Raw genomic sequence first — 26788 nt, 5'->3', positions numbered from 1 at the left:
GACGGCGACAGGACGCTCAGGCCGGGATGGGGCTTATTCCACCGTCACGCTCTTCGCCAGATTGCGCGGCTTATCCACGTCCGTGCCCCTGACGCAGGCCGTGTGGTACGCCAGCAATTGCAGTGGCACCGTGTGCAGGATCGGGGACAGCTTGCCATAGTGTTCAGGCAGGCGGATGACGTGCATCCCTTCCGCGCCCACGATCTGCGAATCGGCGTCGGCAAAGACATAGAGTTCCCCGCCGCGTGCACGGACTTCCTGCATATTGGACTTGAGTTTCTCCAGCAGTTCGTCATGCGGCGCTACGGTGACGACCGGCATGGCGTCGGTCACCAGCGCCAGCGGGCCGTGTTTCAGCTCGCCGGCGGGATAGGCCTCGGCGTGGATATAACTGATTTCCTTCAGCTTCAATGCGCCTTCCAGTGCAATGGGATAGTGCATGCCGCGCCCCAGGAACAAGGCGTGTTCCTTGCTGGCGAAGCGCTCGGCCCAGGCGATGATCTGCGGTTCCAGAGCCAACACGGCGGAAATAGCCACCGGCAGGTGACGCAGGGACTTGACGGCCTGCTGCTCGGCGGCATCATCCAGCCGCCCTCGCGTCTGGGCCAGCGCCAGAGTCAGCAAGTACAGGGCCGTCAACTGAGTGGTGAAAGCCTTGGTGGATGCCACGCCGATCTCCACCCCTGCGCGGGTGATGAAGGCCAGCTTGCATTCGCGCACCATGGCGCTGGTGGCGACGTTGCAGATGGTCAGGGTGTGATCCATGCCCAGACTGCGGGCATGCTTCAGGGCAGCCAGGGTATCGGCGGTCTCGCCCGATTGGGAAATGGTCACGACCAGAGTGCGCGGATCGGGCACACTGGTCCTGTAGCGGTATTCGCTGGCGATTTCGACGTTGACGGGGATCCCGGCGATCGACTCGATCCAGTAGCGCGCCGTCAGGCCGGCGTAATAGCTGGTGCCGCAGGCCAGGATCAGCACCCGATCGATGGATTTGAACACCCCGTGGGCGCCATCGCCGAACAGTTCCGGCATGATGGCGTCGATCCCCTGCAGGGTGTCGCCCACCGCACGCGGCTGCTCGAAGATTTCTTTTTGCATGAAATGGCGGTAGGGACCCAGTTCGGCCTCGCCCGTGTGGGCCTGAACGGTATGCACGGCCCGCTCGACTGGCTGGCCCTGGGCGTCGCTGACCCAGACGCGCGACAGTTGCAAGTCCACCACGTCGCCGTCTTCCAGATACATGATCTGATCCGTCGTGCCCGCCAGCGCCAGCGCATCCGACGCCAGGTAGTTGCCCTGCTCGCTGCAGCCCACCACCAGCGGAGACCCCTGGCGAGCGCCGACCACGCGATGAGGTTCCTGAGCGCAGAATACGGCGATGGCGTAGGCGCCTTCCAGGCGCCGAGTGGCCTGCTGAACGGCGGCAAACAAGTCGCCATCGTACAGGTGGTCCACCAGGTGGGCGATCACTTCGGTATCGGTCTGGCTATGAAAGGTATAGCCTGCCGCCTGCAGTTCCGCCCGCAGCGCATCATGATTTTCGATGATGCCGTTGTGCACCAGCGCGATGCGCGGCGCACCGCCGTCCGGACCGGAGAAATGCGGATGCGCGTTATGCGTCAGGGGTGCCCCATGCGTGGCCCAGCGCGTGTGTGCAATCCCCGTCAGCCCCTGGACATTGTCCTGGTCCGCCTGGGCGATCAGTTCCGCCACACGCTGGGTGCTGCGCACCCGCAGCAGGCCGGTGCCGGTATGCACAGCCACCCCGCAGGAATCGTAGCCGCGGTATTCCAGACGGCGCAGACCTTCCAGCAAGATGGGAACGATATTGTGACGCGCCACGGCGCCGACGATGCCACACATAGGGGATACTCCTGAATGCAATCCATAGGGGGCGCAGGCCATAACCACCCGTGCCAGTCCTGTTCAGCCGCTATTGTGTCCCGACCCGCAAGAAATATGATTTCTATTTTTTGCTTCTAATGAATTTATATTTCTCTTGCAAAACAACATGAAATATAATTTCATTACCGACCGAACGGACTGCATTCATGCCACTCGATTCCCCCCCGCCCGAGCTTGACGATCTGGATCGCCGCATCCTGAGCCAGCTGCAGCAGGATTGCTCGCTGAGCAACCTGGATCTGGCTGCCCGCGTGCATGCGTCTCCCCCCACCTGCCTACGCCGTGTGCGCAAGCTGATGCAATCCGGCCTGATCCTGCGCCAGGTCGCTCTGCTGGACCCGGCGCGGCTGGGTGCTGCCCTGACCGTCATCATTGAAGTCTCTCTGGATGCCCAGGCAGCGGCGCAACTGGACGCGGTCGAGGCGGGCTTCGTCAGCGAAGCCGCCATCCAGCAGTGCTACCGCGTCAGCAGCGGCCCTGATTTCGTGCTGATAGCACAGGTCGCCGACATGGCCGCCTACCAGGATCTGGCGCTGCGCCGCCTGACGGGAGACCCCCGAATTCGCAACGTCCGCAGCTTTTTCGCCACCAGTCGCAGCAAATTCGACACATCGGTGCCCATTGTTGAATAATGATTGAATAAGGGTTATTACTTATGCTATAGTGCTGGATTGCCTGTTTTCTGACCTCCTGACCTTGGCTTGCGCCGGGTGTTCTTTTCCGCACAGACGGATTGATAAACGGAACACCCTGATAGATGCGCTATTTTGGGTTGACCCGGTCGGCACATGCGACTGATTCTGCGTGGCAGACATCCACAGCAGCAACCCGGCGGGGCCATCTCTGGCGCCTCGCAGCACATCACCCGCTCTAGCGGGCCAAGGAACTCATGTCTTTCGACTCTCTGGGGCTCGACCCCAAGCTCGTGTCCGCTCTTCAGGAACAGGGCATCGCTACTCCCACCTCGGTGCAAGCCGCCGCCATTCCCAAGGCGCTGGCCGGCCAGGACCTGATGGTGTCTTCGCAAACGGGCAGCGGCAAGACCGCCGCCTTTATGCTGCCCTCGCTGCAACAGCTCAGCCGCCGCACCGGCTCCGGCGGGCGCGGCGTACAAGTGCTGGTGCTGACGCCCACTCGCGAACTGGCCATGCAGGTGGCCGACGCCACCCGCGCCTACGGCAAGCACCTGGGAGGCCTGCGCGTGGCCACGGTCGTCGGCGGCATGCCTTACGGCGCCCAGATCCAATCCCTGTCCAAGCGCGTGGACGTGCTGGTGGCAACCCCGGGCCGCCTGATCGATCACCTGCAGGCCCGACGCGTGAATCTGTCCACCGTGCAGACGCTGATTCTGGACGAAGCCGATCGCATGCTGGACATGGGCTTCATCGAAGACATCGAAACCATCGTCGGCGCGACACCGAAGGATCGGCAGACTCTGCTGTTTTCCGCGACACTGGATGGCACGGTCGCCAAGCTGGCGGCCAATATGATGCACGAACCGCACCGCATCGAAATCGCGAACGCGCAACAAAAGCACACCAACATTACCCAGCACCTGCTGTACGCGGACGACCGGGCTCATAAACTGCGCCTGCTGGACCACCTGCTGCGCGACACCAGCCTGGACCAGGCCATCATCTTCACGGCGACCAAACGCGGCGCCGATGATCTGGCCGACCACCTGTCCGAAGAAGGCTTCGCCGCCGCCGCTCTGCACGGTGACATGAACCAGCGCCAGCGCACTCGCACGCTGGGCCTGCTGCAAAATGGCCGGGTACGTGTGCTGGTCGCCACCGACGTCGCCGCCCGCGGCATCGACGTGCAGACCATCACCCATGCCGTGAACTACGACCTGCCGATGCAGGCCGAAGACTACGTGCACCGGATCGGTCGCACGGGCCGCGCGGGCCGTGATGGTCAGGCCATCACGCTGGCCGTCACTGCGGAACGCCACAAGATCCGCCGCATCGAACAATTCATCGGCCAGTCCATCCCCATGGAAACCATTCCGGGGCTGGAACCGCGCCAATCGGTCCGCCCGACCTGGAAGGATCGCCCGAACCAGAACCGTCCGCGCAGCGGGAAACCCGGCGGCTATCAGGGCCGCAAGCCCTGGCAGCAGGATCGGGACGAGGCATCCGCCGGACCCAGCCAAGGTGCGCGCAAACCCTGGCAGCCCCGCGCCGAAGCGAACGGTGAATCCAGTCACGGCGCCCGCAAGCCCTGGCACAAGGATCGCGACGCGACCGCCCACACCGGCGGCGCCAAGCCCTGGCACCGCGACCGCCCGCAAACAGGCGACGACACCCGGCCGGCTCGCCCGGCTCGCAGCCATGCCGCCCGCCCGTCGGAATGGACAGGTGCCGACGCCAGCCCGGCAACGCATCCGCGCCGTGCGGACACTCGCACGGACTATGCCAAGCGCGGCCCGCGTCCCGACAAAGTCGGCGCCAAATCCACGTTCAAGCGCCAGACCCGCCAGGACCAAGGCAAGAAACCGGCACAACGCCCGCGTTTCGCTTAAGTCCAGGCCGTTCGCCAGACACACGGTCCCCTAGGGACCACCGCCCGCCGCCCCGAGCACTTGCACAAAGTCCTCGGGGCGATTCTTTTTCCCACCCTGCTGCTATGCTTCGCCCCATGACTGAATTGCCTACCGTCCAAATTCCCGCACATCTGCCCGAACCCGATGCGCCGGCCCTCAGCCACGGTCTGCAGGTGCAGGCCATGCTGCGCGAAAAAATTGACGCGGCAGGCGGCTGGCTACCGTTTGACGCCTGGATGCAGGCCGCGCTGTACGCGCCCGGCCTGGGTTATTACAGCGCGGGCAGCGCGAAATTCCACCAGGAAGGGGATTTCACCACCGCACCGGAAACCAGCCCTTTGTTCGCTCGAGCGCTGGCCCCCCAGGTGGCGCAGATCCTGCAGGCCAGCGGCAGTCAGACGGTGCTGGAATTCGGCGCCGGGTCCGGCGCTCTGGCTGCCGCCCTGATCCCGGCCCTGCAGGATCTGGGGATCACCGTCGATTACCGTATCCTCGACGTATCCGCCGACCTGCGAGCCAGACAACAAGCCAGGCTGGCGCCTTGGGGCGAGCAGGTGCAATGGCTGGACACGCTGCCGTCGGCCTTCGAGGGCTGCGTGCTGGCCAACGAGGTCCTGGACGCCATGCCGGTCACGCTCTTTCGCTGGAACGATCAGGGCGGCCTGGATGAACTGGGCGTGGAACACTCACCTGCCCCCCAGGCCACCGTCCCTTTTTCCTGGGCGACGCGCCCGGCGGACCCAGCCGTAGGCACGGTGGTGTCCGCCCGCATGCCGCCCCTGCCCGGCTACCAGTCGGAAATCAATTTGCAGGCCGAAGCCTGGATCCGCGACCTGGGCCGCTGGCTGCGCTGCGGCGCCGCGCTGCTGATCGACTACGGCTTCCCCCAAGCGGAGTACTACCACCCCCAGCGCCTGCAGGGCACCCTGATGTGCCACTTCCGCCACCATGCGCATGATCAGCCCCTGATCCTGCCGGGACTGCAGGACATCACTGCCCACGTGGATTTCACCGCGATGGCGGATGCCGCCCTGGACGGCGGTCTGGACGTGCTGGGCTATACGTCGCAAGCGCGGTTTCTCATGAATGCCGGCCTGATGAATCTGATCCAGGCGCCGGGGGACAATCCACCCGAACGAGCGCGTCAGTTGGCGGCGCTGAACACGCTGATCTCCGAAGCCGAAATGGGGGAACTGTTCAAGGTGCTGGCCATCGGGCGCGGCGTGGACGGCCCCCTGCTGGGATTCAACCGCGGGGATCGGCGCGACCGGCTGTGAACGTCTCATCCCCCACCGCCAAGCCAAAACTGTTCATCAGCCGCCGGGTGGCGAAATCCGGCGCCCCGCTGGTGAAAAAGGCACTATCGGCTGACGCCGGATGCAGGGCGTGTTCCGCCCAGGGCAGCAGGCTGCGGGCGTGACGGGCAATGGCCTCGGCCGGATCCAGCCAGTCGACCGGCCAGGGAGCCAGGCGCCGGAACACATTCGCCAGAAACGGATAATGGGTGCAGCCCAGCACCACGATATCGGTGCGAGCGCCGCCGTCCTCCACGAAAGCAGCGGCGATCTCCGCCCGGATGGCCTCATCCGCCACCGTCTGTCCCCGGATATAGGCTTCGGCCATCTGCGCCAGGCGGGTCGACCCCACGAGCTGGACCTTGCAGCGGGAAGCAAATGACCGGATCAGCCGCCGGGTATAGTCGCGCTGCACCGTCCCCGGTGTCGCCAGCACAGACACCAGACAGGACCGGGTGCGTTCGGCTGCCGGCTTGATGGCCGGCACCGTGCCAACGAACACCCTGTCGGGATAGGCTGCCCGCAAAGCGGCCCCCGCGACCGTGAACGCCGTATTGCACGCCACCACGCACAGCGCGGGATCGTGATCCTGCAGCAGGGTGCCAAACAACGCCACAACATGGTCCCGCAAGGCGTCTTCCGACCAGCCTCCATAGGGAAACCCGGCATCATCAGCCACGTAGACAAAGCGTCGTTCCGGAATCAGCACCCGCGCCTCGCGCAACACGGTCAGGCCGCCGATGCCGGAATCAAACACCAGCACAGGCCGGTGCGACGCAATATCCGGTTCAGACATCAAATAGCCGTCAAGGCCCGCAGTCGAGCGGCGCGCAGATCATCGCGAATGCGCGACGGATCGCCTCCGGCGGCGCGAGCGACCGCGCCGGCATCCACGTCTCGCACGGCGGCCAGCCGCCTCGCCCACACCGGCAGATCGACGTCGTCTCGGACGCAAGCAGCCGCCGCCAGCAGCGCCGCGCAACGATCCGGGCGCCGCAAGGCATCGCAGGATTCCAGCAGATCCAGCCAGGAGGATGGGGAATCCGCGTTCGCTGACAGCCGCGCCAACATCCCCGGCAGCAGGCGCGCCAGATCGCGGCAAGCGGACGGCGCCCGCAAACGATCCTGCAGGCCGGACGCCGATGCCCGGCACAGCAAGGCATAGCGTTGCGCCAAATCCATGCCCAGGGCAGCGCCCCGCGCCAGACCCGCCGCCACATCGGCGTTCCACACCAGACCGGGCGCGACCCGGTCCAGCGCGCCGCATTCGGCCAGCACATCCAGCATGCGACCGGGATGGTCCGTCATCAGGCCCTTGGCGAATTCCTGCCAGACGCGCTCGGGCACCAGCGCATCGACTTCGCCGTCGCGCACCAGCGTGCGGCAGAGATCCAGGGTTTCCGGTGCGATGGAAAAATCGTGAAAGCGGGCGGCAAAGCGCGCCAGACGCAGCAGACGCACGGGGTCTTCGACAAAGGCCGGCCCCACATGCCGCAAGACGCGGGCGTGGATATCCGCCACCCCGCCCAAAGGATCCATCAGGGCGCCGTCGGACGCGCGCGCAATCGCATTGACGGTCAGATCGCGACGGTGCAAGTCATCGGCCAGGGACACATCCGGCCCGGCATGAAAGACAAACCCCCGATATCCCCGCCCGGATTTGCGTTCGGTACGCGCCAGGGCATATTCCTCGTGGGTCTGAGGATGCAGGAACACCGGAAAATCCCCGCCCACCGGGGTGAACCCCCGCGCAGCCATGATTTCCGGGGTGGCGCCCACCACCACCCAGTCCCTGTCGCCGGCGGGCCGCCCCAGCAGCGCATCGCGCACGGCGCCGCCCACGACATAGGCATCGAGACCATCCAGGGCGGGATCACCCCAACCGGCAGTCGCTGGCGCGCTGTCGGCGGTCACGGCTGCGCCGTCCGCGTGCCGTCCAGGGGACTGATCGTGCCCAGCCGCGCCTTCAGGGAATCCGGCTGACCGGAAAACAGCATGGCATACCAGACGGCATTGGACATGACGTTTTTCACGTACAGGCGCGTTTCGGTAAAGGGGATGGTCTCGGCGAAAATGGCGCCCTCGACAGGGGCCTGCAGCTGAGAACGCCAGCGCTTCGGGCGTCCAGGACCCGCGTTGTAGCCGGCGGTGGCCAGCAGTTGCGACCCATCCAGCCCCTGCAGCACCATGTTCAGGTAGCTGGTACCCAACAGCGTATTGGTGTCAAAGTCGTTGACCTGGCTGGGGGTGAAATCCTTCAGCCCGATCTTGCGGGCCACATGCTTGGCCGTCGCCGGCATCAATTGCATCAGTCCCGATGCGCCGACTCTGGATTTCGCATTCATGATGAAGCGGGATTCCTGGCGGATCAGACCATAGACCCAGGCCGGATCCAGATTGATCTGCCGCGCTTTTTCCGCGACTTTGCCCTCGAAGGGCGCGATGAAGCGCTGGCTGAAATCCACCACCTGCCGGGTCTGCAGCGATGTATTCACGACCCGGTCGTAAATATGTTCGGCGCGGGCGAATTCCGCGGCCCCGCGCAACTGGGCATCATTCATGCCGCGCAGAGCGAAATTCCATTCAGGGACGGCTTCGCGACGCCAGCCCAGATCGAACAGGGCCACCGCGCGCCTTAAAGCGGGATTGGCGCTTGCCTGGGCTGTCCAGGCGGGGTCCAGCGCGGGCGTCGCGGGCAGACGCGGCAGGCCGCCTAGTTCTTCGGTGGCCAGCTGTCCATAAAACCCCAGATCGCCCTGGATGGACTGGAAATATTGCCGGGCGGCCTGATCGTTGCCCTGAGCGGCCAGCGCGCGACCATACCAATAACGCCAGACCGGCTCATCCGCCTGGGGGCCCGACATCTTGCGGATCGCCGTGGCCACCCGATCCCATTGAATGGGCGAGGCTCGCAATTCGGCGCGGACTTCCCAGGCATGGTTGTAGTCCGTCATGGGAATGAACCCGGACTGGCGATACCAACGGGCCGCGTCGATATCCACGTTCAGGGCGGCCACCAGCCCGAACTGCCCCCAAACCCACTGCATGTCGGCCTTGGGCATGACGCCAGCCCAGTGTTCCTGCACGTAGCGCGCCGCCTCGACTCGGTCGTCGCTGCGCGCCAGCCGGGACAGGGCGATGGATGTCAGTTCCAAATCTGTGGTCGACCGGGGCTTGGACCGAGCGGCCAGCCATTTGCGCGGGTCTTTCATCAAAGCGGCGAACTGCACCATCGCCGCATCGTCGAATACCACCGATGCCAAGCGGGTGATGTCACCCGCCCTGCCGCTTTCCATGGTGTCGCGCAGCAGGCCATTCCATTCTTTGCGGCTCAGCACATGATCCGCTGCCGCCTGGTCCAGCAGTTCCCAGCAATCGGCATTCGGCTTGAAGACGTCCAGCACTTCGGCGGCGCGCGCGTGCTTGCCCGTCATGTGACGCGCCAGCAGCAAGGAACACTGCACGGCGGTCGAGGGATCGGCGACCGGCTCAATCCGCATGGCCCCGGCGTAATCGCCTGCACGGACCGCGGCCAGTATCCAGTCGGAGCGGATGCGTTCGTTCAGATAGACGCCGGGATTGTCCTTCAGGAATTGCTGCACATCCGCAGTCGGCACCGGAGTCGTGCGATCCTGCAGGCGGCGCTGCAGCGCCCAGTAACGCGGGTACTGTCCCAGCACGGGGTCGGCGGCAGCGATGGGCGCCAAGCGATCCAGATCCGCCCAGCGGCGTTTCTGCACGGCTTCGTAGGCATCCTGAACCGCCTGTCGGGCCGCCGCCGGCACCACCGGGGCCACATACGCAGGCACGACAGGCGCCTGAAGCACCGCCGGACTGGCGGGCGCGCCCTGCACGGCATCCGCCCCATCGGCGGCCACCACGGCCACACGCGGGGCTTCGCCCGCCTGCGTCTCGGCCTCGGTCGGGGCCTGCGCAGCCGCGCAGCCGCTAAGGCCCAACACAGCCGCCACGCCCCAGGCCAGCATACGTCCTCGCGCAAGCCGTTCGAACGCACCGGCGGCATGCCTGGTCCGGTCAAAGCATCCCGGATCCCTTAGAATGTCCTCGCACATCATGCCACCTCACAGCTACTGCTTGCCTTATGAATCAGAACGCACAGAATAACGCAGTCCCCTTGCGGACGCGACTCAAACAACGCCGGGCGGCTCTGCCCGACGCAGAACGCGACCGAGGCGCCCTGCTGATCCGCGGTCGTCTCTATACCTGGCTGGCGAGTCGGCGCACGGCGCTACGCGACGCCGGCAGCGCGGACATCCGCCACATTGCCGCTTTCTGGTCCATGAGCGATGAGCCCGCCTTGCAGGCCTTGCTGCGCCAATGGGCCGACGATGAATCGCTGACGGTGTCGCTGCCCGTAGTGACAGGCCCCGGCCAGCCGCTGCAGTTTCGTCTGTGGACGCCGGATACCCCGATGCACGCCGGCGCCTACGGCATCCAGGAACCCGACGGCCCCGACGCACCGGCGCCGGACCTGATCCTGGTGCCGACACTGGGTTTCACGCGCCAGGGCGATCGTCTGGGCTACGGCGGCGGCTATTACGACCGCACGCTGGCGGCCCTGAAGACATCCGGTCGAGCGCCGACCGCCATCGGCATCGCCTGGGCCTGCGGGGATCTCAGCAACGACGCCTACTCGCCCGCACCGCACGACGTGCGGCTGGACGCCATCCTGACCGACAAGGGCTGGGCGCTGCCCGTGCCCTAAACGCGGGCCCGCTGAGCCAGCGTCAGGCCCCCAAGCCCAGGTTGTCGCAGATCTGCACGACGGCATCCGCATGGTTCAGCGTGTAGAAATGCACCCCCGGCGCCCCGTTTTCCAGTAAACGGGCGGTCAGGCGGGTGACGACATCAATGCCGAACGCCCGAATCGATGCCTTGTCGTCGCCGAAATCCTGCAGACGCAAGCGCATCCAGCGCGGGATTTCCGCCCCGCACATGGATGAAAACCGCGCCAGCTGGACGTAATTGGTCACCGGCATGATGCCCGGCGTGATGGGAATATCGATGCCCTGGGCGCGGACCCGGTCGACAAAATCAAAGTAAGCGTCCGGGTTGAAGAAATACTGCGTGATCGCGCCATTGGCGCCGGCCCGCACTTTGTTGACGAAATGCTGCAGGTCTTGTTCCGCGCTTTCCGCCTGGGGGTGCATTTCCGGATAGGCGGCCACCTCGATATGAAAGGCGTCGCCGTACTGCTCCCGCACGAAGCGCACCAGCTCGCTGGCGTAATGCAGATCGCCCGTATCGCCCCCCATCCCCGACGGCATATCACCACGCAAGGCGACCAGACGGCGGATGCCCCGCGCCTGATAGTCATCCAGGATCAAGCGCAAATCGGCGCGCGTTACGCCGATGCAGGACAAGTGCGGGGCGACGTCGGCCCCCAGGTTACGCAGCATCTGCACGGCATCGACCGTGCCGGCGCGGGTCGAGCCACCGGCGCCGAATGTCACGCTGACGTAGGCGGGGTTCAACGCCGCCAGCCGCTTGGCGGAACGCACCAGCCGTTCCTGGGCGGCGATATCGCGCGGCGGAAAATATTCCAGACTGAGGACGGGCGCCCCGGACTGAGCAGAATTTGGCATGCTCCAAGATCCTTATTGCAACAAAAGGCTGGCCAGCGCGCCAGACACCAGACTATAGACAATGGCGCCGATAACGGCCCACCAGAAGCCGTCCACCTGAAAACCTTTCAGGATCGACCCGGCCCACCAGAACACCAGGGCATTGAGCACCACCAGGAACAGTCCCAGCGTGACGAAGGTCAGCGGCAAGGTCAGCAGCACCAGCACGGGCTTGACCACCGTATTCAACAAACCCAGCACCAGCGCGGCGATCAGCGCCGAACCAAAGGAAGCCACCGTGATCCCAGGCAGCAGATAGGCGACCACCAACAGGGCCACCGCATTCAATATCCAGACGAGCAACAACATGACGGCACTCCTTCAGTCATCAACGATGGGGCTGCGCATCCGGTCATGCGACTAGCGGGTGCATGACCGGATTTTGCGATGCGCAGGCAGGGATCAATAGCGGTAATGACCGGGCTTGAACGGGCCGGCGACCGGCACGCCGATGTAGTCGGCCTGCTTTTGCGACAGCGTCGTCAGCTTCACACCCAGTTTTTCCAGATGCAGACGGGCGACCTTTTCATCCAGGTGTTTCGGCAGCACATAGACCTGGCCGGTCTTGTACTGATCGCCACGCGTGAACAGCTCGATCTGCGCAATCGTCTGATTGGTAAAGGATGCCGACATCACGAAGGACGGGTGGCCTGTGGCGCAACCCAGATTCACCAGACGGCCCTTGGCCAGCAGGATGATGCGCTTGCCGTCGGGGAAAATGATGTGATCGACCTGGGGTTTGATTTCTTCCCAGGGCAGGTCCTCGACAGAGGCGACGTTGATTTCGCTATCGAAGTGGCCGATGTTGCAGACGATGGCCTGATCCTTCATGCGGTACAGGTGGTCACGGTCGATGACGTGGTAGTTGCCGGTGGCGGTGACAAAAATATCGGCCTGTTCGACGACGTCCTTGTCGTTCAGATCCACGACCCGGTAGCCTTCCATGGATGCCTGCAGCGCGCAGATGGGATCGACTTCCGTCACCCAGACCTGGGCGCGCAAAGCCGCCAGCGCCTGCGCGCAGCCCTTGCCGACGTCGCCGAACCCGCAGACGACGGCAATCTTGCCGGCGACCATGACGTCGGTGGCGCGCTTGATGCCGTCCACCAACGATTCGCGGCAGCCGTACAGGTTGTCGAATTTGGACTTCGTGACCGAATCATTGACGTTGATGGCCGGGATCTTCAGTTCGCCGCGCTGCGACATCTGATACAGACGATGCACCCCTGTGGTGGTTTCCTCGGTCACGCCCTGGATCTGCGCCAGACGGGTGGAATACCAGGTGGGGTCCTTGGCCAGCTGAGCCTTGATGGCGGCAAACAGGACGCGCTCTTCTTCGTTGCCCGGATTGGCAATGGCCGCGGCATCGGTCTCGGCGCGAGCGCCCAGGTGCAGCAGCACCGTGGCATCGCCACCGTCGTCCAGGATCATATTGGCCTGCTCACCCGGCCAGTCGAAGATGCGGTGCGTGTACTGCCAGTAGTCTTCCAGGGATTCGCCCTTGACGGCGAACACCGGCGTGCCGCCCGCGGCAATCGCGGCGGCGGCGTGATCCTGGGTGGAAAAAATATTGCACGAAGCCCAGCGGACTTCTGCGCCCAGCGCCTTGAGGGTTTCGATCAGCACAGCCGTCTGGATGGTCATATGCAGGCTACCGGCGATGCGGGCGCCTTTCAGAGGCTGTGAAGCGGCGAATTCTTCCCGCGTGGCCATCAGGCCGGGCATTTCGGTTTCGGCGATGGCGAGTTCGCGGCGGCCCCAATCGGCCAGGGCGATATCGGCGATGACGTAGTCGTGTGCAGTGCTCATGGTATCCCTGTAGAGCCTGCGCAGCGGGGAGAACGGTTGCCGCCCACCCCTGCCCGCGCAGGGCAACGATGGGCGCCGTTCATAAAGAAGGTTCCTGAGCCTGGCGGCCCGCATCAAGGCCCATGCCGGGCCGCGGGGCCGGTGCAGCGCCCCTCAGGAAAAGGGGGTCATTATACCCGGAGATCCCCTGCAACTCCGATCCCCAGAGCAAGCCTCACCCGCCCATCGCCTGGAACAGACGCGCAGCATCCAGCATCTGTCGCGAACGGATATCCAGGGCATCCAGTTCCGCCAGGTCCGCCTGACGGCCTGCGGCGCGGGCGGACGCCGGCGGCACCGCGCCCAGACTGGCTCGCCGTGCCGCATCGAGCGCCAGACTGCGGGCCGCTTCGGCAGCGGCATCCCCTGCAGCCCGCGCAACGCCAGTCTGTTCCAGCGCCGCCAGCGCATCGGCGACCTCGCGGAACGCGGCCAGCACCGTGCTGCGGTAATCCATCTCGGCAGCCGTATAGGCCTGCAGGCTGGCGCGGCGCTGTGCTTGCAGCGCGCCGCCATGAAACAGCGGCGCGGCCAGCCCGCCTGCCAGGCTCCACAACGCGCCGGCAGGCGATAGCGCTGTCGACCAGTCGTAAGCGCCGCGCCCGATGGCCGCCGTCAGGGTGAAACTGGGAAGCAGATCGGCGCTGGCGGCGCCCGCATCGTGAGCCGCAGCGCGCAAGGCGGCCTGCGCCGCCTGGATGTCGGGCCGCGAAGCCAGCAAAGCGGACGGCACCAGGACGGGGATGCGCGCAGGCAGCGACAGTCGGGCGAATGCAATGGCCTCGGGCGCTTGATCTGGTGTGCGCCCGAGCAGCACAGCCAGGGCATGCCGCAGCGCCAGCACCTGCGCCTGCAAGGCGGGAATCTGAGCCGCCACGGCCTGCGCCTGACGACGCGCATCCAGAACGGCGGCGCGCGGCGCGGCGCCCAGCGCCTGCCGGCGAACGGACTCCGTCTCGTCCTGCAGCAATCCGGTCGCGACAGCTTCCAGAACCTGCAGACGAGCCTGCTGCGCGGACAAGGTCAAGGCACCGGACACCACGTTCGCCGCCAAGGCCTCGCGAGCCGCGTGCCACTGGGCCGTCCGTTGTTCTACCCGGTCCGCCAGCGCCCGATTGCGTTCGCGCATCGACCCGAACAGGTCAAAGGTATAGCGAGCCTGGGCCTGGCCGACAAACGTGTTGTAGATCGACGTCGGCGGCAATTCAGGCAGAGGCGAGGGCAGGTTCAGCAGCAGACCGAGCGCACGCTGTCGCGAGGCCTGGGCGCCCATATCGACCGACGGCAATGCCGTCGCCCCGACCTGCGCCCGCAGGACCTCGCGCGCCGCCGCCAGACGCGCCTGCGCAGCGGCCAGATCGGGATTCGCCGCCCAGGATTCCGCCACGAGCAAGTCCAGCTCAGGCGCGCCAAACTGAGTCCACCACGCCGTCGCGGACGTGTGCGCGGCGACCAGCGCGGGGCCATCGGCCCGCGCTGCGCTGTCCGGCGGCAGGCCGGCGGCGTAGCGCGCCGGCTCGGGCATGAGCGGCGGCTGCCCCGAAGGCCCGAATGCGCAACCCGTCAAACCGACACTGAGCGCCAGCGCCCCTGCCATCCACCCGCCCTTCATGACGCTTCCCCCACGGTGCCGGACGCGCGCGGGGTCGGCGCAGACGTTTCGTCCTCGTCCCGGACCTGGAACATCAGCGCATACAGGGCCGGCAGCACGAAGACCGTCAGCACCGTGGCGCTGGTGATGCCGCCCATCAGGGCGGTCGCCATGGGGCCGAAGAAGTCGCTGCGCAACAGCGGGATCAGCGCCAGCACCGCCGCCGCCGCCGTCAGCACGATGGGACGGAAACGCCGCACGGTCGCATCCACGATGGCATCGAGGCGTCGATGCCCCGCCGCGATGTCCTGCTCGATCTGATCCACCAGAATGACCGAATTGCGCATGATGATGCCGAACATGGCAATCACCCCCAGCAGGGCGACAAAGCCAAACGGTTTGCCAAACAGCAGCAGCGCCAGGACCACGCCGATCAGTCCCAACGGCGCGGTCAGGACGACCAGCACCACACGGGAAAACCGCTGCAGCTGGATCATCAGCAGCGTCAGCACGACCACGATCAGGATGGGCACCTCGACATTGATCGAGGCCTGCGCCTTGACGCTGTTTTCCACCGCGCCGCCGACCTCGATCCGATAGCCGACCGGCAGGCCGGCGCGAATGTCCGTCAAACGCGCGTCTACGGCACGCGTCAGGTCGATCCCTTCGACGCCGGGAGCGACTTCGGCGCGCACGGTGATCGTGGGCTGCCGGTCACGCTCCCAGATGATGGCGTGTTCCAGACCGTCGCGCATCCCGCCCAGCGCCTCCAGAGGCACCGGCCCGCCAGGCGAAGGCAGGGACAGCCGCGCCAAGGCCTGAGGGTCGCTGCGTTCGGACTCCGGCGCCCGCAAATCGATGCGGATCAGGCGGTCGTCCTCGCGGTATTGAGACACAGGCCGGCCCGACAGACTCATGGCCAGAAAATCCGCAATATCGCGCGAACTGACGCCCAGCCGCTGCGCGGCTTGCTGATCGACCTCGAAACGCGACACGCGAGCCGACGGTTCATCCCAATCGAACTGCGTGTTGCGGGCGCGAGGGTCGGCGCGCAGCACGGCGGCCACCTCTTGCGCCGTCTGGCGCACCCTGACAAGCTCATCGCCGCTGACGCGGAATTGCACCGGGTAGCCGACAGGCGGCCCCGACTCCAGACGCGACACCCTGCCGCGCACGGCAGGGAAATCCGTACTCAGGGCCGACTCCAGCCAGGGCTTGAGCGCTTCTCTGTCCTGAATGGAATTTGCGGTCACCACATACTGGGTGAAATTCGGAGACGGCAACTGCTGGTCCAAGGGCAGATAGAAGCGCGGTGCGCCCGTCCCCACGAAACCGACCACGCGCGCGACTTCCGGGCGCTCTTTCAGCAGGGATTCCAGACGCTGCGCCTGCGCCAGCGTCGCCTCGAACGACGCACTTTCGCGCAGACGCATATCCACCAGCAGTTCGGGCCGGGCGGAATCCGGGAAGAATTGTTGCGGCACCAGACGGAACCCCGCCAGCGCGACCACAAACAACAGCAGCGTCGCCGCCACGACGGCGCCGCGACGGCGCACACAGGCATGCAACCAGCGCCGTAGCCGACGATAGAAAGGCGAATCGTAGATGTCTCTCTCGGACTCGCCCATCGCCCCACCGGTCGACGCGGCGGCAGACGCGTGCGGGCGCAGCAGAGCATGACCCAGCAGCGGGATCAGAATGACGGCAGCCAGCCAGGACACCAGCAGCGAGACGGCCGACACCTGAAAGATCGAGCGGGTGTATTCCCCGGTGCTCGAGCGCGCCAGGGCGATCGGCAGAAAGCCCGCCACCGTGACCAGCGTGCCGGTCAGCATAGGAAACGCCGTACTGGTATAGGCAAACGCTGCCGCGCTGACCCGGTCCCAGCCCTGCTCGAGCTTCACGGCCATCATCTCGACCGCGATGATGGCGTCGTCCACCAGCAGGCCCAAGGACAGAATCAGCGTGCCCAGGGACACCTTGTGCAGCCCGATTCCCATCCAGTTCATCACCAGCGCGGTCAGCGCCAGCACCACCGGAATCGAGATCACGACCACCATGCCGGTGCGCAGCCCCAACGACACCAGGCTGACCAGCAGCACAATGGCCACCGCTTCACCGACGGCGCGCAGGAATTCATCGACCGAGCTCGTCACCGCGTCGGGCATGCTGGCGACTTCCGTCAACGACAAGCCCATCGGCAGCCGTGTCTGCAGGCCGTCCACCGCCTTCTGCAAGTGTTTCCCCAGATCCACCACATCATGCCCGGCGGCGGCGGTCACGCCGATGCCCAACACCGGCTGGTCGCCATACCGCATCTGCGTCAAGGGCGGCTCCACCGCGCCGCGCCGGATCTCGGCGATGTCCCCCAGACGTGCCAGACGGTCGCCGACGGGAATCAGCGTGTCGGCCAGATCGTCCAGGCTGTGGAATTGCCCCGTGGGACGCACGAACAGCCGATCCGTGGCGGTCGCCATCACGCCGGGATCGGCCACGGCGTTGCGCGCGGCGATGGCCTGGCCGATCCGCGCGGGCGTCAGGCCGGATTGCGCCATGATGGAATTGGGGATACGGACCTCGATGCGCTCTTCCTGTTCGCCGAAATAATCGACCTTGGACACACCCGGCACCCGCAACAGCACGGTGCGCAGGATGTCGGCCTGTTCGCGCAACTGCGCCGGCGTGTAACCATCGCCCGACAGCGCGTAGATGTTGGTGTACACATCGCCGAATTCATCGTTGAAGAACGGCCCGGCGACCCCGGCGGGCAAGCCGGCGGCCATGTCGCCGATCTTCTTGCGCACTTGGTACCATTCCTGCGGGACCTGGTCGGCGGCCACCGCCTCGCTCATGAAATAGAAGATCGTCGACTGCCCGGGCCGCGAATAGCTGACGGTGTGATCGCGATGCGGCATTTCTTGCAGCTTGCGCTCGATCCGGTCGGTCACCTGCTCGCGCACCTGTTCCGCCGTGGCGCCAGGCCACAAAGTCTGCACCACCATGACGCGGAAGGTGAAAGGCGGATCTTCGGACTGCGCCAGACGCAGACCTGCCAGGGTGCCGGCAACCACCATCACCGCGATCAGGTAAATCACCAGAGAGCGATGCAGAATCGCCCAACGCGACAGATTGAATCCCCCCTCCCAGGCGCGGGGCGCGGACGGCCCGTTCACTGCCCGGCCTCTGTGGGCGCGGCGGGACGAGCACGATAAGGCACCGCCTCGATCCGCTGCCCCTCGACCACCGTGTGCACGCCCTGAGCAAGCACGATCTGTCCCGTTCGAAGACCGCCCGAGAGCGTCACGGTATCCGCGCCATACGCGGCGACTTTCACCCGCTGCGTGGCCAGCACGCCGTCTGCGTCCACGACCCAGACCGCTGGCCGGTCCCCCTGATGGAATAGCGCCGTGGCAGGCAGCGTATAACGGACTTGGGCGGCCTCAGGTTCCAGGAAACGGACCGTCGCCGTCATTCCCGGCCGCAGCGCCGGGTCGGCGGCATCGAGCCGCAGCTTCACCCGGAATCCGAGCGTTGCCGGATCGGCGGCCCGCGCGACTTCCCGCACCTGAGCGCTCAACCGCACCCCCGGCAGCGCCACCGCTTCGACCTCGGCCACCCGGCCAGGTACGATGCCCGCCATCCTGCGGGCGGGCAGATCCACGACGGCTTCCAGACCGTCTCCCCAGGCCAGGGTATAGACGGGCTGCCCCGCCGCGACATTCTGCCCCGCCATCGCCTGCTCGGCAACGATGACGCCATCATGTTCGACCGTCAGCCGCGTATACGCCACCTGGTCGCGCGCCCGCGCCAAGGCCTGGCCGGCCTGCTCGTCCTGCGCCCGCGCCTGAGCCAACTGCCCGCGCGTCTGCTCTGCCTGTGCCTGGGCGATCAGACCCTCGCGCCCCTGAGCCTGATCCCGCCGCCATTGCCGTTCGGCGACGTCCAGCGCGGCGCGCGCCGCCCGCTGCTGGGCCTGAGCCGAGGCCAGGTTTTGACGCCAGGGCCCGGCATCCTGTTCCGCCAGAACCTGGCCGGCGCGCACGGTATCTCCCAGCCCGACATGACGACGCAGGATCAGCCCTGCCTGCCGGAAAGACAAGGGGGTGGATTCAGGCGCCGTAATCAGGCCTGGCGCCGCCCAGGACGCCGCCTGCACGTCCGGCTGAACCTCTACCGTCGGCGCCGGACGCGGCGGCGGCTCGGCGGATTCCCTGGCGCCGCAGGCGGCCAGCGCAACGCAGAGGGTCGCCACAGCCAGGCGAGACAGCGAACGGGCGAGGGGGTCTTTCATGGGCATCCCGGCAAGCGACGTAGGGAGAAATCGGCAGCTTGGCCCGAGCGGACAACACCCCTTAGGCCGAAAGGCAGTTTATTTCAATACATAAATGGATTCAAATGCATTTATGTATTTGAATAGTTGCGATCTGACCCGCGCCTGCGCAGCACCCCGATTTGTTTCTACAATCTGAACACCATGAATGCAAAAATCCGCCTGACCCGCGAGCAAAGCCGGGAACAGACCCGGCAACGATTGCTGGACGCGACGCATACCCTGTTTGCCACACAGGGTTTCGCGGCGACCAGCGTCGAGCAGATCACCCTGCAGGCCGGCTACACCCGTGGCGCGTTCTATTCCAACTTCCAGGACAAGTCAGACATTTTCCTGGCGCTGCTGCGGCGGGAGCATGCCCGCATCATGGAAGAATTACGGGCGCTGCTGGACACGCCCGCCCCCGAAGACCAGGAAGACTCGCCGCCACGGGATCTGCTGGAATCGCGTCTGCTGGCGCACTACGCCCGGATGCACCAGGATTCCCAACTGCTGGCGCTGATGCTGGAAGCGCGACTGCAGGCCGCGCGCGATGAGGCCTTTGCCCCGCACTTTCGCCGCTTCCGGGAAGAACTGCTGGACGCCGTGGAAGGTTATGCCCAGGATTTCGCGCAACGCGCAGGGCTGACGCTATCCATGAGTCCCGAGGATCTGGCCTTTGGGTTCGTGGCGTTATGCGACGGTTGCGCGCTGCACCGACTGGCGGGCAGCCGCCCGGGCGATGAAGACATCGAACGCATTCTGCGCGCCTTCATGAAACGGATGGCCTTCGAATCCTGAACCGGCTGCTGACCATTCAGCGCGCCAGACATGAATCGGCCCGCCTTGCAGGCGGGCCGTCGTCATCAGGATGCCGGTATCAGGCAGCAGCCTTCAGCACCTGGACCTTGTCGGTGGCTTCCCAGCTGAATTCCGGTTCGCTGCGGCCAAAGTGGCCATAGGCGGCGGATTTCGCATAGATGGGGCGCAGCAGGTTCAGCATATTGATGATGCCCTTGGGGCGCAGATCGAAGTGTTCGCGCACCAGGCGGGCGATCTGATCATCGGGGATGACGCCTGTGCCTTCGGTGTAGACCGTGATGTTGATCGGCTCGGCCACACCGATGGCATAGCTGACCTGCACCTGGCACTGACGGGCCAGCCCCGCGGCGACGATGTTTTTCGCCACATAGCGGGCGGCATAGGCGGCCGAACGATCGACCTTGGACGGGTCCTTGCCGGAAAACGCGCCGCCGCCGTGCGGGCAGGCGCCGCCGTAGGTGTCGACGATGATCTTGCGCCCCGTCAGGCCGCAGTCGCCTTGCGGGCCGCCAATGACGAATTTTCCCGTGGGATTGATCAGGAATTTAGTCTTGTCCGTCAGCAGGCCATCGGCGAACACCGGGCGGATGATGTGCTCGATCACGGCGTCATGGATATCCGCCTGGGAAATATCCGGATGGTGCTGGGTGGAGACCACCACGGTATCGACCTCGGCGGGCTTGCCGTCCAGGTAGCGGAAAGTGACCTGGGATTTGGCGTCCGGGCGCAGCCACGGCAGGCGCCCGTCTTTGCGCAGTTCGGCCTGGCGCTGCACGATGCGGTGCGCGTACCAGATCGGGGCCGGCATCAGATCAGGGGTTTCGTCGCAGGCATAGCCGAACATCAGCCCCTGGTCGCCGGCGCCCTGGTTCAGGATTTCTTCCGACGTGCGGTCCACGCCCTGGGCGATGTCGGGGGATTGTTTGTCATAGGCCACCAGTACCGCGCAACCCTTGTAGTCGATGCCGTAGTCGGTGTTGTCATAGCCGATGCGGCGAATCGTATCGCGGGCCACCTGGATGTAATCCACGTTGGCGCGAGACGTGATTTCGCCGGCCAGCACGACCAGACCGGTGTTGCACAGGGTTTCGGCAGCGACCCGGGAAGTGGGGTCCTGTTCGAGCAAGGCGTCGAGAATCGCGTCGGAGATCTGGTCGGCGACCTTGTCGGGATGGCCTTCGGAAACGGATTCCGAGGTAAAGAGAAAATCGTTGTTTGCCACAGCGATACGTCCTGTATGAGCGCCGAACTGACCGGCGCGAGGTTGAACGAAACGCGTTGCACCTCTGGATGTATCGGGGCGCGACGCTTTAGCGGTTTAGACCATGCCGTCTCCAGCACGGGGATCGCTCCGCAAGTTGTCGGGTTAACTCAGCGATCAAAAGGATTTTAAGCGAAAATACGCCATGCCTGCTGAAAACGCCTCGCCCACCAGGGATATCCTGCCTCGCCTGCTGTTGTGCCTCGTTCGTCTGCTGGCCCGACTGCCCTTGTCCTGGCTGCAGTTTCTGGGCCGGCTGATCGGCCTGGCCGTCTACGCTTTTCCGGGACGCTACCGGCGCCGCCTGCAGGCCAACGCCCGCCGCGCCGGCTACGACACGCCCGCGTTCTTCCGCAAGGCCGCCGCCGAATCGGGGGCCATGATCCTGGAAATGCCGAAAGTCTGGTGGCGCACATCCCACTGTCTGGCCCGGACCAGCAGCGATCAGGAATCCATCGTGCGCGACGCGCTGGCCGAGGGCCGGGGAGTGCTGTACCTGACCCCGCACCTGGGCTGTTTTGAGATCACGGCCCGCCACCTGACGCAGCACGGTCCGCTGACGGTGATGTTCCGCCCCTCGCGCAGCGCGCTGCTGGATCCTATCGTGGAATCCGCCCGCGACATGCATAATCTGCGCGCCGTGCCTGCCAACCGCCACGGTGTGCGCGAATTCGTGCGCGCACTGAAACGCGGCGAGGCGGTCGGCATGCTGCCCGACCAGGTTCCCCGCGAAGGCGATGGGCTGTGGCTGCCGGTTTTCGGCGAATACGCTCTGACCATGACGCTGGCGGCCCGCCTGGCCCTGCAGACCGGCGTCGCCATCATCCTGACCGCCGGCGAACGTCTGCCGGGCGGGCGCGGCTGGCGCATCCACTACCTGCGCCTGCCCGACCCTCTGCCACAGGCGCCGGAAGCCCTGGCGCTGGCGATCAACCAAGCCATGGAAACGCTGATTCGGCGCTTCCCAGAACAGTATCTATGGAGCTACAACCGCTATAAATGGCCAGGCGATGCGCCGCCGCGCCCCGACGCCTGACCCCCTACAATGCCCCGATCATGGCTTTTGATAAAAAACCCCTGCTTCAGGCAGTATTCGCGTATTTCGGGCGCTGCTCGACCCCTGTCCGGCTGCGCTGGGGGCGCATCCTGGGCTGGCTGGCGCCTCGACTGTTGAAATCTCGCGCCCACGTCGTGCGCGTCAATCTGGCACGCTGCTTCCCGGACCTGACTCTGGAACAGCAGAAAGCACTGGCCCGGCGCCATTTTCATCTGCTGGCGCAGTCCTTCGTGGATCGCGGTCTGTGCTGGTTCGGTACGCGCGAACGCATCCTGTCCACCATCGATCTGCAGGGCGAACAGCATCTGCAGACCTTATTGGATCAAGGCCGGCGCATTCTGATGTTCGCGCCGCACTTCATCGCGCTGGATGCCGCTGCTACCCGGCTGACCCTGTTTCTGAAGGAATCCGCCACGCTCTACACACGCCAGAGCGATGCCGACGTGGATGAGATTGTGCGCCTGGGCCGCGGACGCTTCAACCAGGTGCACTTGGTCAGCCGCCACGACGGCGTGCGCGGCCTGATCCGCCATCTGCGCAAGGGCATTCCCGTCTATTACCTGCCGGACATGGATTTCGGTCACCAGGGCAGCGCTTTCGTGCCGTTTTTCGGCGTGCCCGCCGCCACCCTGCTGTCGGCGGCCCAGATCGCCGCCACCTGGGACGCAGCGGTGGTGCCCGTCATCAGCCGCCTGGATCCCGAGACCGGGCGTTATCAGGTCATCGTCCGCCCGCCGGTGGACAGTTTCCCTGGGGACGATACCCCCGAAGCCGCCACGGCCCGCCTGAATCGCCTGATCGAAACCGAAATCCGCCCCGATCCCGCGCAATATTATTGGGTGCATCGGCGCTTCAAGACACGCCCCGAAGGCGAGGCCGGGTTTTACTAGGTCAGACCCGCCAGGCCGGGCAACACTTGCACCCCTCGTTTTTTGCAGGATAATCTGTCGATGATCTGGAACTTCACCAAAATGCAGGGCGCCGGCAACGACTTCGTCGTGCTGGACGGCGTGCGTCAACCGCTACAGTTGACGCCGGAACGCGCCCGCGCTCTGGCGGATCGGCATTTCGGCATCGGCGCCGACCAGATCCTGCTGGTCGAAGACCCCCTGGATCCCAATGCCGACTTTCGCTACCGCATCTTCAACGCCGATGGTGGCGAGGTCGAACACTGCGGCAACGGCGCCCGCTGTTTCGTGCGCTTCGTGCACGACCAGGGCCTGTCGCGGCGCAACCCATTGCGGGCGGAAATCGCCACCGGGCTGATCGTGCTGCACGAACTGGACGACGGATCGGTCTCGGTGGACATGGGCAAAACGGCGTTCACGCCCGATCGGCTGGCCTTCGACGCCACCGGACTGGAAACCCGCTCCGTCTGCGCCGACACGCTGTACGGCCTGGACCTGCAGGCCGAAGCCGGCCCGCTCTGGTGTTCCCTGGTGGCGATTTCCAACCCTCACGCCGTCACGCAGGTGGACGACGTAGAGTCCTTCCCCGTCGAGCGCCTCGGCCCGGCTATCGAAGGCCACCGCCGCTTCGCCCACCGGGTGAACGCCGGCTTCATGCAGGTCCTGAACCGCCACCACATCCGCCTGCGCGTCTTCGAACGCGGCGCGGGCGAGACCCTGGCCTGCGGCACCGGCGCCTGCGCGGCTGCCGTCGCCGGCATCCGCCGAGGCCTGCTGGACAGCCCTGTGCAGGTAGACACCCGCGGCGGCGCGCTGCACGTAGAATGGGACGGCCAGACTTTGCGCATGCGCGGTCCGGCTGTCACGGTTTTTCATGGTCAGGTCGACATCGACGCCCTGGTCGCTTCTCGAGAACGGAACCTTACATGACACAGGAAGCCCCCAGCGCTCAGGGCATCGCCGACTACCTGAGCCAGAACCCGCAATTCTTCGAAGACCACGCCGACGTCTTCGCCAAGCTCAGCGTGCCGCACCCACATCAGGCCCGCGCCATTTCCCTGGGCGAACGCCAGATCCTGACGCTGCGCACACGGGTCAAGGAACACGAACAACGCCTGATGCAGTTGCTGCAAAACGCGGGCGGCAACGAACGCATCAACCAATCGCTGATGCAATGGTGCGCCCGCATGCTGGCCGAACCGGATGCGCTGCAAATCCCGGCGCACATCATCCGCAGCCTGAGCGACCAGTTCGACCTGGACGCCATCGCCCTGCGCGTCTGGGATCTGCCTGCCCTGGAAGACAGCGAATTCGCCCAGGACGTGACCCCTGACATCCGACGCGAGGCCGCTGGACTGGATCAACCCTATTGCGGCCCCGTCAAAGGGCAGGCCGCCGCCGACTGGCTGGCCAACAACCCGGCTTCTCTGGCCATCCTGCCGCTGCGCGCGCTGCATGGCGCGGACCCCATCGGCCTGCTGGTTCTGGGCTCCGCCGATCCCCAGCGCTTCACCGCCGACATGGGCACCGCCTTTTTGGCGACGATCGCGTCGCTGGCAGGGGCGGCGCTGGGCCGCTTGAAAGCCCCGGCGCCGGAAGCCGCCTAAGCCCCCGGACGACCATGTCTGCCGATGACACCCGGCGCATCGAATCCTGGCTGAACGAACTGGGTGCGCAGCAGCGCTACTCACCGCACACGATCACTGCCTACCGGCACGATCTGCAGGCGCTGCAGTCCTGTTTTCCGGACCAGCCCCTGGATGCGCTGGCGGAGATCCATATCCGCCAGGCGCTGGGGCGGCTGCACGCGCAGGGCCGACAGCCGCGCAGCCTGGCGCGGACGCTCTCGGCCTGGCGGGCCTATTTCACCTGGCGCGCGCCGAACGCCGACCTGACCCGCAATCCGGCCCAGGGTGTGCGAGCGCCCCGTATCCCGCACAGCTTGCCCAAGGCCTTGTCCGTGGACCAAGCGCAGGCGCTGCTGGATCGATCACAACTGCCGCCGGCGCAAACCCCCATCGACAAGCGCGACATGGCCATGTTCGAAGTCCTGTATTCCAGCGGTTTGCGCCTGTCGGAACTGGTCGGACTGGACTGGCAGCCGCTGCGCGAAACCGGCTACGCCTCGCACAGCTGGATCCAGCTGGCTGAACGCGAAGCCGTTGTCCGGGGCAAAGGCGGCAAGACGCGGGCCGTCCCCCTGGGGCAACATGCCATCGACGCGCTGCAGGCCTGGTTGGCCGTGCGCGGCCCCCTGCTGCCCCCGGACCCGGACGCCGATACCAGGGCGGCGCTGTTTCTCGGCGCCCGAGGTCGGCGCATCAGCCCAAGGGTCGTGCAATTGCAGTTGCAGGCTCTGGCGCAACGCGTCGGTTTGCCCATGCACGTGCACCCGCACAGCCTGCGTCACAGCTTTGCCAGTCATCTGCTGCAATCCGCCCAGGACCTGCGGGCCGTGCAGGAATTGCTGGGTCATGCCAACATTGCCACCACCCAGATCTACACCCGGCTGGATTTCCAGCATCTGGCGGCCAGCTACGATCAGGCGCATCCGCGCGCCCGGCGCAAGACACAGGACGGTAAACCGGATTCCTCCGGCAAAACCTAGCGCAGACGCTAGTCCGCCGCCGGATCCGTCTGCCAGGCGCTCAGCAGTTGCTGCGCATTCCAGCGGAACATCCCCAAATAGGTCGAGGCCTGATGACCTGGTCGATCCAGCGTATCGGCATACAGTGCGCCGCCCAGCGTCACACCGGCCTCGTTCGCCAGTTGCCGCAAAGCCGGAGAATTGCTGCCCTGTTCCAGAAACAGGGCGCCGATGCGCCGTGTGCGGATCTGCGTCAACAAACGCGCCATGGCGCGGGCGGACGGCTCGGCTTCGCCGGACACGCCCACCAGGGACAGAATCTGAATGCCGTACGCGGCCCCCAGATAGCCAAAGGCATCATGCGATGTCGCCAACACGCGGCGATCCGGCGGCACCGCCGCTAGTTGCCGGCGCCATTGGGTGTCTTCTTTGCGCAATTGATGCACATACGCGTCCGCCCGGGCGAAATAGGCCGATTCACGTGCGGGGTCGGCCTGCGCCAGCCCCTGGGCGATATTCTGCGCATACTGCACCCCATTGCTCAGATTCTGCCAGGCGTGGGGGTCGACCGCGCCTGCTTCGTGGCCGTGGCCTTCGTGGCCGTGGTCCTCGTGGCCGTGGTCCTCGTGGCCCTCGTGGTCGTGCTCGGCGGCCTGCGCCTCGGCCTCGGTCAGGTGGCGCGGCGTCACGCCCCGCGATGCCACCACCGTCCGGCCTGTAAACCCTGCGGCATCCAGCAGACGCGGCATCCAGGACTCGAACCCCAGGCCATTGACGACCAGCACCTGGGCATCGCCCAGGGCGCGGGCATCCTGGGGGCTAGGCTCGAAACTATGGGCATCGCGCATCGGCCCGACCAGCACATCCAGGTGGATGTCCTCGCCGCCGATCTGGCGCACCATATCCGCCAGAATTGAAAATGAGGCCACCACCCGCAAGGGCTCAGGCCTTGCCACAGAGGTTTCCTGCGCCTGCGCCGAACCCAGCCCCAGCATCAGGCTCAACAACATCC

General features: G+C 65.7%; 22 protein-coding genes and 1 riboswitch. Of the genes, 10 read left to right on the top strand and 12 right to left on the bottom strand.

Features of this window, described 5'->3' with window-relative positions; genetic code table 11:
* Positions 1-33 precede the first annotated feature (33 nt).
* Entirely contained in the window at positions 34-1866 is a 1833-nt protein-coding gene (glmS, locus tag WBF69_RS12335) for a glutamine--fructose-6-phosphate transaminase (isomerizing) (RefSeq protein WP_424264442.1), read from the bottom strand.
* A gap of 188 nt (positions 1867-2054) precedes the next feature.
* Between glmS and WBF69_RS12330 the strand changes: the two genes are divergently transcribed.
* The 3 genes from WBF69_RS12330 to WBF69_RS12320 all read left to right on the top strand — a co-directional run bounded on the left by WBF69_RS12330 (position 2055) and on the right by WBF69_RS12320 (position 5730).
* The gene (locus WBF69_RS12330; RefSeq protein ID WP_424264441.1) at positions 2055-2540 is read left to right on the top strand and encodes an Lrp/AsnC family transcriptional regulator; all 486 of its coding nucleotides are present in this window, start codon (positions 2055-2057) and stop codon (positions 2538-2540) included.
* A gap of 257 nt (positions 2541-2797) precedes the next feature.
* Positions 2798-4432 (top strand): DEAD/DEAH box helicase, encoded by a 1635-nt coding sequence (locus WBF69_RS12325; protein WP_424264440.1) that lies wholly within the window; start codon positions 2798-2800, stop codon positions 4430-4432.
* Positions 4433-4548: 116 nt separating this feature from the next.
* Entirely contained in the window at positions 4549-5730 is a 1182-nt protein-coding gene (locus WBF69_RS12320; protein ID WP_424264439.1) for a class I SAM-dependent methyltransferase, read from the top strand.
* Here the strand turns inward: WBF69_RS12320 and murI are convergent.
* From murI to WBF69_RS12305, 3 genes are read right to left on the bottom strand one after another with little or no spacing between them, the layout of a single operon-like run.
* The gene (gene murI, locus WBF69_RS12315) at positions 5699-6544 is read right to left on the bottom strand and encodes a glutamate racemase (RefSeq protein ID WP_424264438.1); all 846 of its coding nucleotides are present in this window, start codon (positions 6542-6544) and stop codon (positions 5699-5701) included. The genes WBF69_RS12320 and murI overlap by 32 nt on opposite strands.
* Positions 6544-7662: a CCA tRNA nucleotidyltransferase gene (locus WBF69_RS12310; RefSeq protein WP_424264437.1), complete on the bottom strand. Its 1119-nt coding sequence runs from the start codon at positions 7660-7662 to the stop codon at positions 6544-6546. The genes murI and WBF69_RS12310 overlap by 1 nt, the downstream gene beginning before the upstream one ends.
* On the bottom strand, positions 7659-9734 hold the full coding sequence (locus tag WBF69_RS12305) for a transglycosylase SLT domain-containing protein (RefSeq protein ID WP_424264436.1): 2076 nt from the start codon (positions 9732-9734) through the stop codon (positions 7659-7661). The genes WBF69_RS12310 and WBF69_RS12305 overlap by 4 nt, the downstream gene beginning before the upstream one ends.
* A 116-nt stretch (positions 9735-9850) precedes the next feature.
* On the opposite strand from WBF69_RS12305, the gene WBF69_RS12300 reads away from it, so the two are divergent.
* Positions 9851-10474, top strand: a complete 624-nt coding sequence (locus tag WBF69_RS12300; protein WP_424264435.1) for a 5-formyltetrahydrofolate cyclo-ligase — start codon at positions 9851-9853, stop codon at positions 10472-10474.
* A gap of 22 nt (positions 10475-10496) precedes the next feature.
* Here the strand turns inward: WBF69_RS12300 and metF are convergent, their stop codons facing one another.
* The 6 genes from metF to WBF69_RS12270 form a co-directional block, all read right to left on the bottom strand.
* Positions 10497-11354 carry a methylenetetrahydrofolate reductase [NAD(P)H] gene (gene metF, locus WBF69_RS12295; protein ID WP_424264434.1) on the bottom strand — a complete coding sequence of 286 codons (858 nt, stop codon included), beginning with the start codon at positions 11352-11354 and terminating at the stop codon, positions 10497-10499.
* Between the two features lie 12 nt (positions 11355-11366).
* Positions 11367-11702: a phage holin family protein gene (locus tag WBF69_RS12290; RefSeq protein WP_424264433.1), complete on the bottom strand. Its 336-nt coding sequence runs from the start codon at positions 11700-11702 to the stop codon at positions 11367-11369.
* Between the two features lie 93 nt (positions 11703-11795).
* Entirely contained in the window at positions 11796-13202 is a 1407-nt protein-coding gene (ahcY, locus tag WBF69_RS12285) for an adenosylhomocysteinase (protein ID WP_424264432.1), read from the bottom strand.
* Positions 13203-13265: 63 nt separating this feature from the next.
* Positions 13266-13363: riboswitch (S-adenosyl-L-homocysteine riboswitch) on the bottom strand.
* Between the two features lie 53 nt (positions 13364-13416).
* The gene (locus WBF69_RS12280; RefSeq protein ID WP_424264431.1) at positions 13417-14853 is read right to left on the bottom strand and encodes an efflux transporter outer membrane subunit; all 1437 of its coding nucleotides are present in this window, start codon (positions 14851-14853) and stop codon (positions 13417-13419) included.
* Positions 14850-18005 (bottom strand): efflux RND transporter permease subunit, encoded by a 3156-nt coding sequence (locus tag WBF69_RS12275; protein WP_424264430.1) that lies wholly within the window; start codon positions 18003-18005, stop codon positions 14850-14852. Before WBF69_RS12275 ends, WBF69_RS12280 begins: the two co-directional genes overlap by 4 nt.
* The gene (locus tag WBF69_RS12270) at positions 18002-19123 is read right to left on the bottom strand and encodes an efflux RND transporter periplasmic adaptor subunit (protein WP_424264429.1); all 1122 of its coding nucleotides are present in this window, start codon (positions 19121-19123) and stop codon (positions 18002-18004) included. Before WBF69_RS12270 ends, WBF69_RS12275 begins: the two co-directional genes overlap by 4 nt.
* Before the next feature lie 183 nt (positions 19124-19306).
* On the opposite strand from WBF69_RS12270, the gene WBF69_RS12265 reads away from it, so the two are divergent.
* Positions 19307-19942, top strand: coding sequence for a TetR/AcrR family transcriptional regulator (locus WBF69_RS12265; protein WP_424264428.1), 636 nt, complete (start codon positions 19307-19309; stop codon positions 19940-19942).
* A gap of 79 nt (positions 19943-20021) precedes the next feature.
* On the opposite strand, the gene metK is transcribed toward WBF69_RS12265, so the two are convergent.
* A complete protein-coding gene (metK, locus tag WBF69_RS12260) occupies positions 20022-21185 on the bottom strand; it encodes a methionine adenosyltransferase (protein WP_424264427.1) in 1164 nt (387 codons plus the stop codon).
* 229 nt (positions 21186-21414) lie between these two features.
* Here metK and WBF69_RS12255 point away from each other — a divergent pair, with 229 nt between their 5' ends.
* The 5 genes from WBF69_RS12255 to xerC are packed head-to-tail and all read left to right on the top strand — an operon-like array spanning position 21415 to position 25797.
* Positions 21415-22260 (top strand): lysophospholipid acyltransferase family protein, encoded by an 846-nt coding sequence (locus tag WBF69_RS12255; protein WP_424264501.1) that lies wholly within the window; start codon positions 21415-21417, stop codon positions 22258-22260.
* 20 nt (positions 22261-22280) lie between these two features.
* Complete coding sequence (locus WBF69_RS12250; RefSeq protein ID WP_424264426.1) at positions 22281-23171, top strand: lysophospholipid acyltransferase family protein; 891 nt, start codon at positions 22281-22283, stop codon at positions 23169-23171.
* Between the two features lie 42 nt (positions 23172-23213).
* A complete protein-coding gene (dapF, locus tag WBF69_RS12245) occupies positions 23214-24119 on the top strand; it encodes a diaminopimelate epimerase (protein WP_424264425.1) in 906 nt (301 codons plus the stop codon).
* Complete coding sequence (locus tag WBF69_RS12240) at positions 24116-24796, top strand: DUF484 family protein (protein ID WP_424264424.1); 681 nt, start codon at positions 24116-24118, stop codon at positions 24794-24796. The genes dapF and WBF69_RS12240 overlap by 4 nt, the downstream gene beginning before the upstream one ends.
* Positions 24797-24810: 14 nt before the next feature.
* The gene (gene xerC / locus WBF69_RS12235; protein WP_424264423.1) at positions 24811-25797 is read left to right on the top strand and encodes a tyrosine recombinase XerC; all 987 of its coding nucleotides are present in this window, start codon (positions 24811-24813) and stop codon (positions 25795-25797) included.
* 8 nt (positions 25798-25805) lie between these two features.
* Here xerC and WBF69_RS12230 read toward each other — a convergent pair whose 3' ends face one another.
* Positions 25806-26783, bottom strand: a complete 978-nt coding sequence (locus WBF69_RS12230; protein ID WP_424264500.1) for a metal ABC transporter solute-binding protein, Zn/Mn family — start codon at positions 26781-26783, stop codon at positions 25806-25808.
* Between the last annotated feature and the right edge of the window lie 5 nt (positions 26784-26788).

The sequence above is a fragment of the Castellaniella sp. genome, from assembly GCF_049673105.1.
In the GTDB taxonomy this organism is placed as follows: Bacteria; Pseudomonadota; Gammaproteobacteria; order Burkholderiales; family Burkholderiaceae_B; genus Castellaniella.
This window is presented reverse-complemented; position numbering and strand designations above follow the sequence as displayed.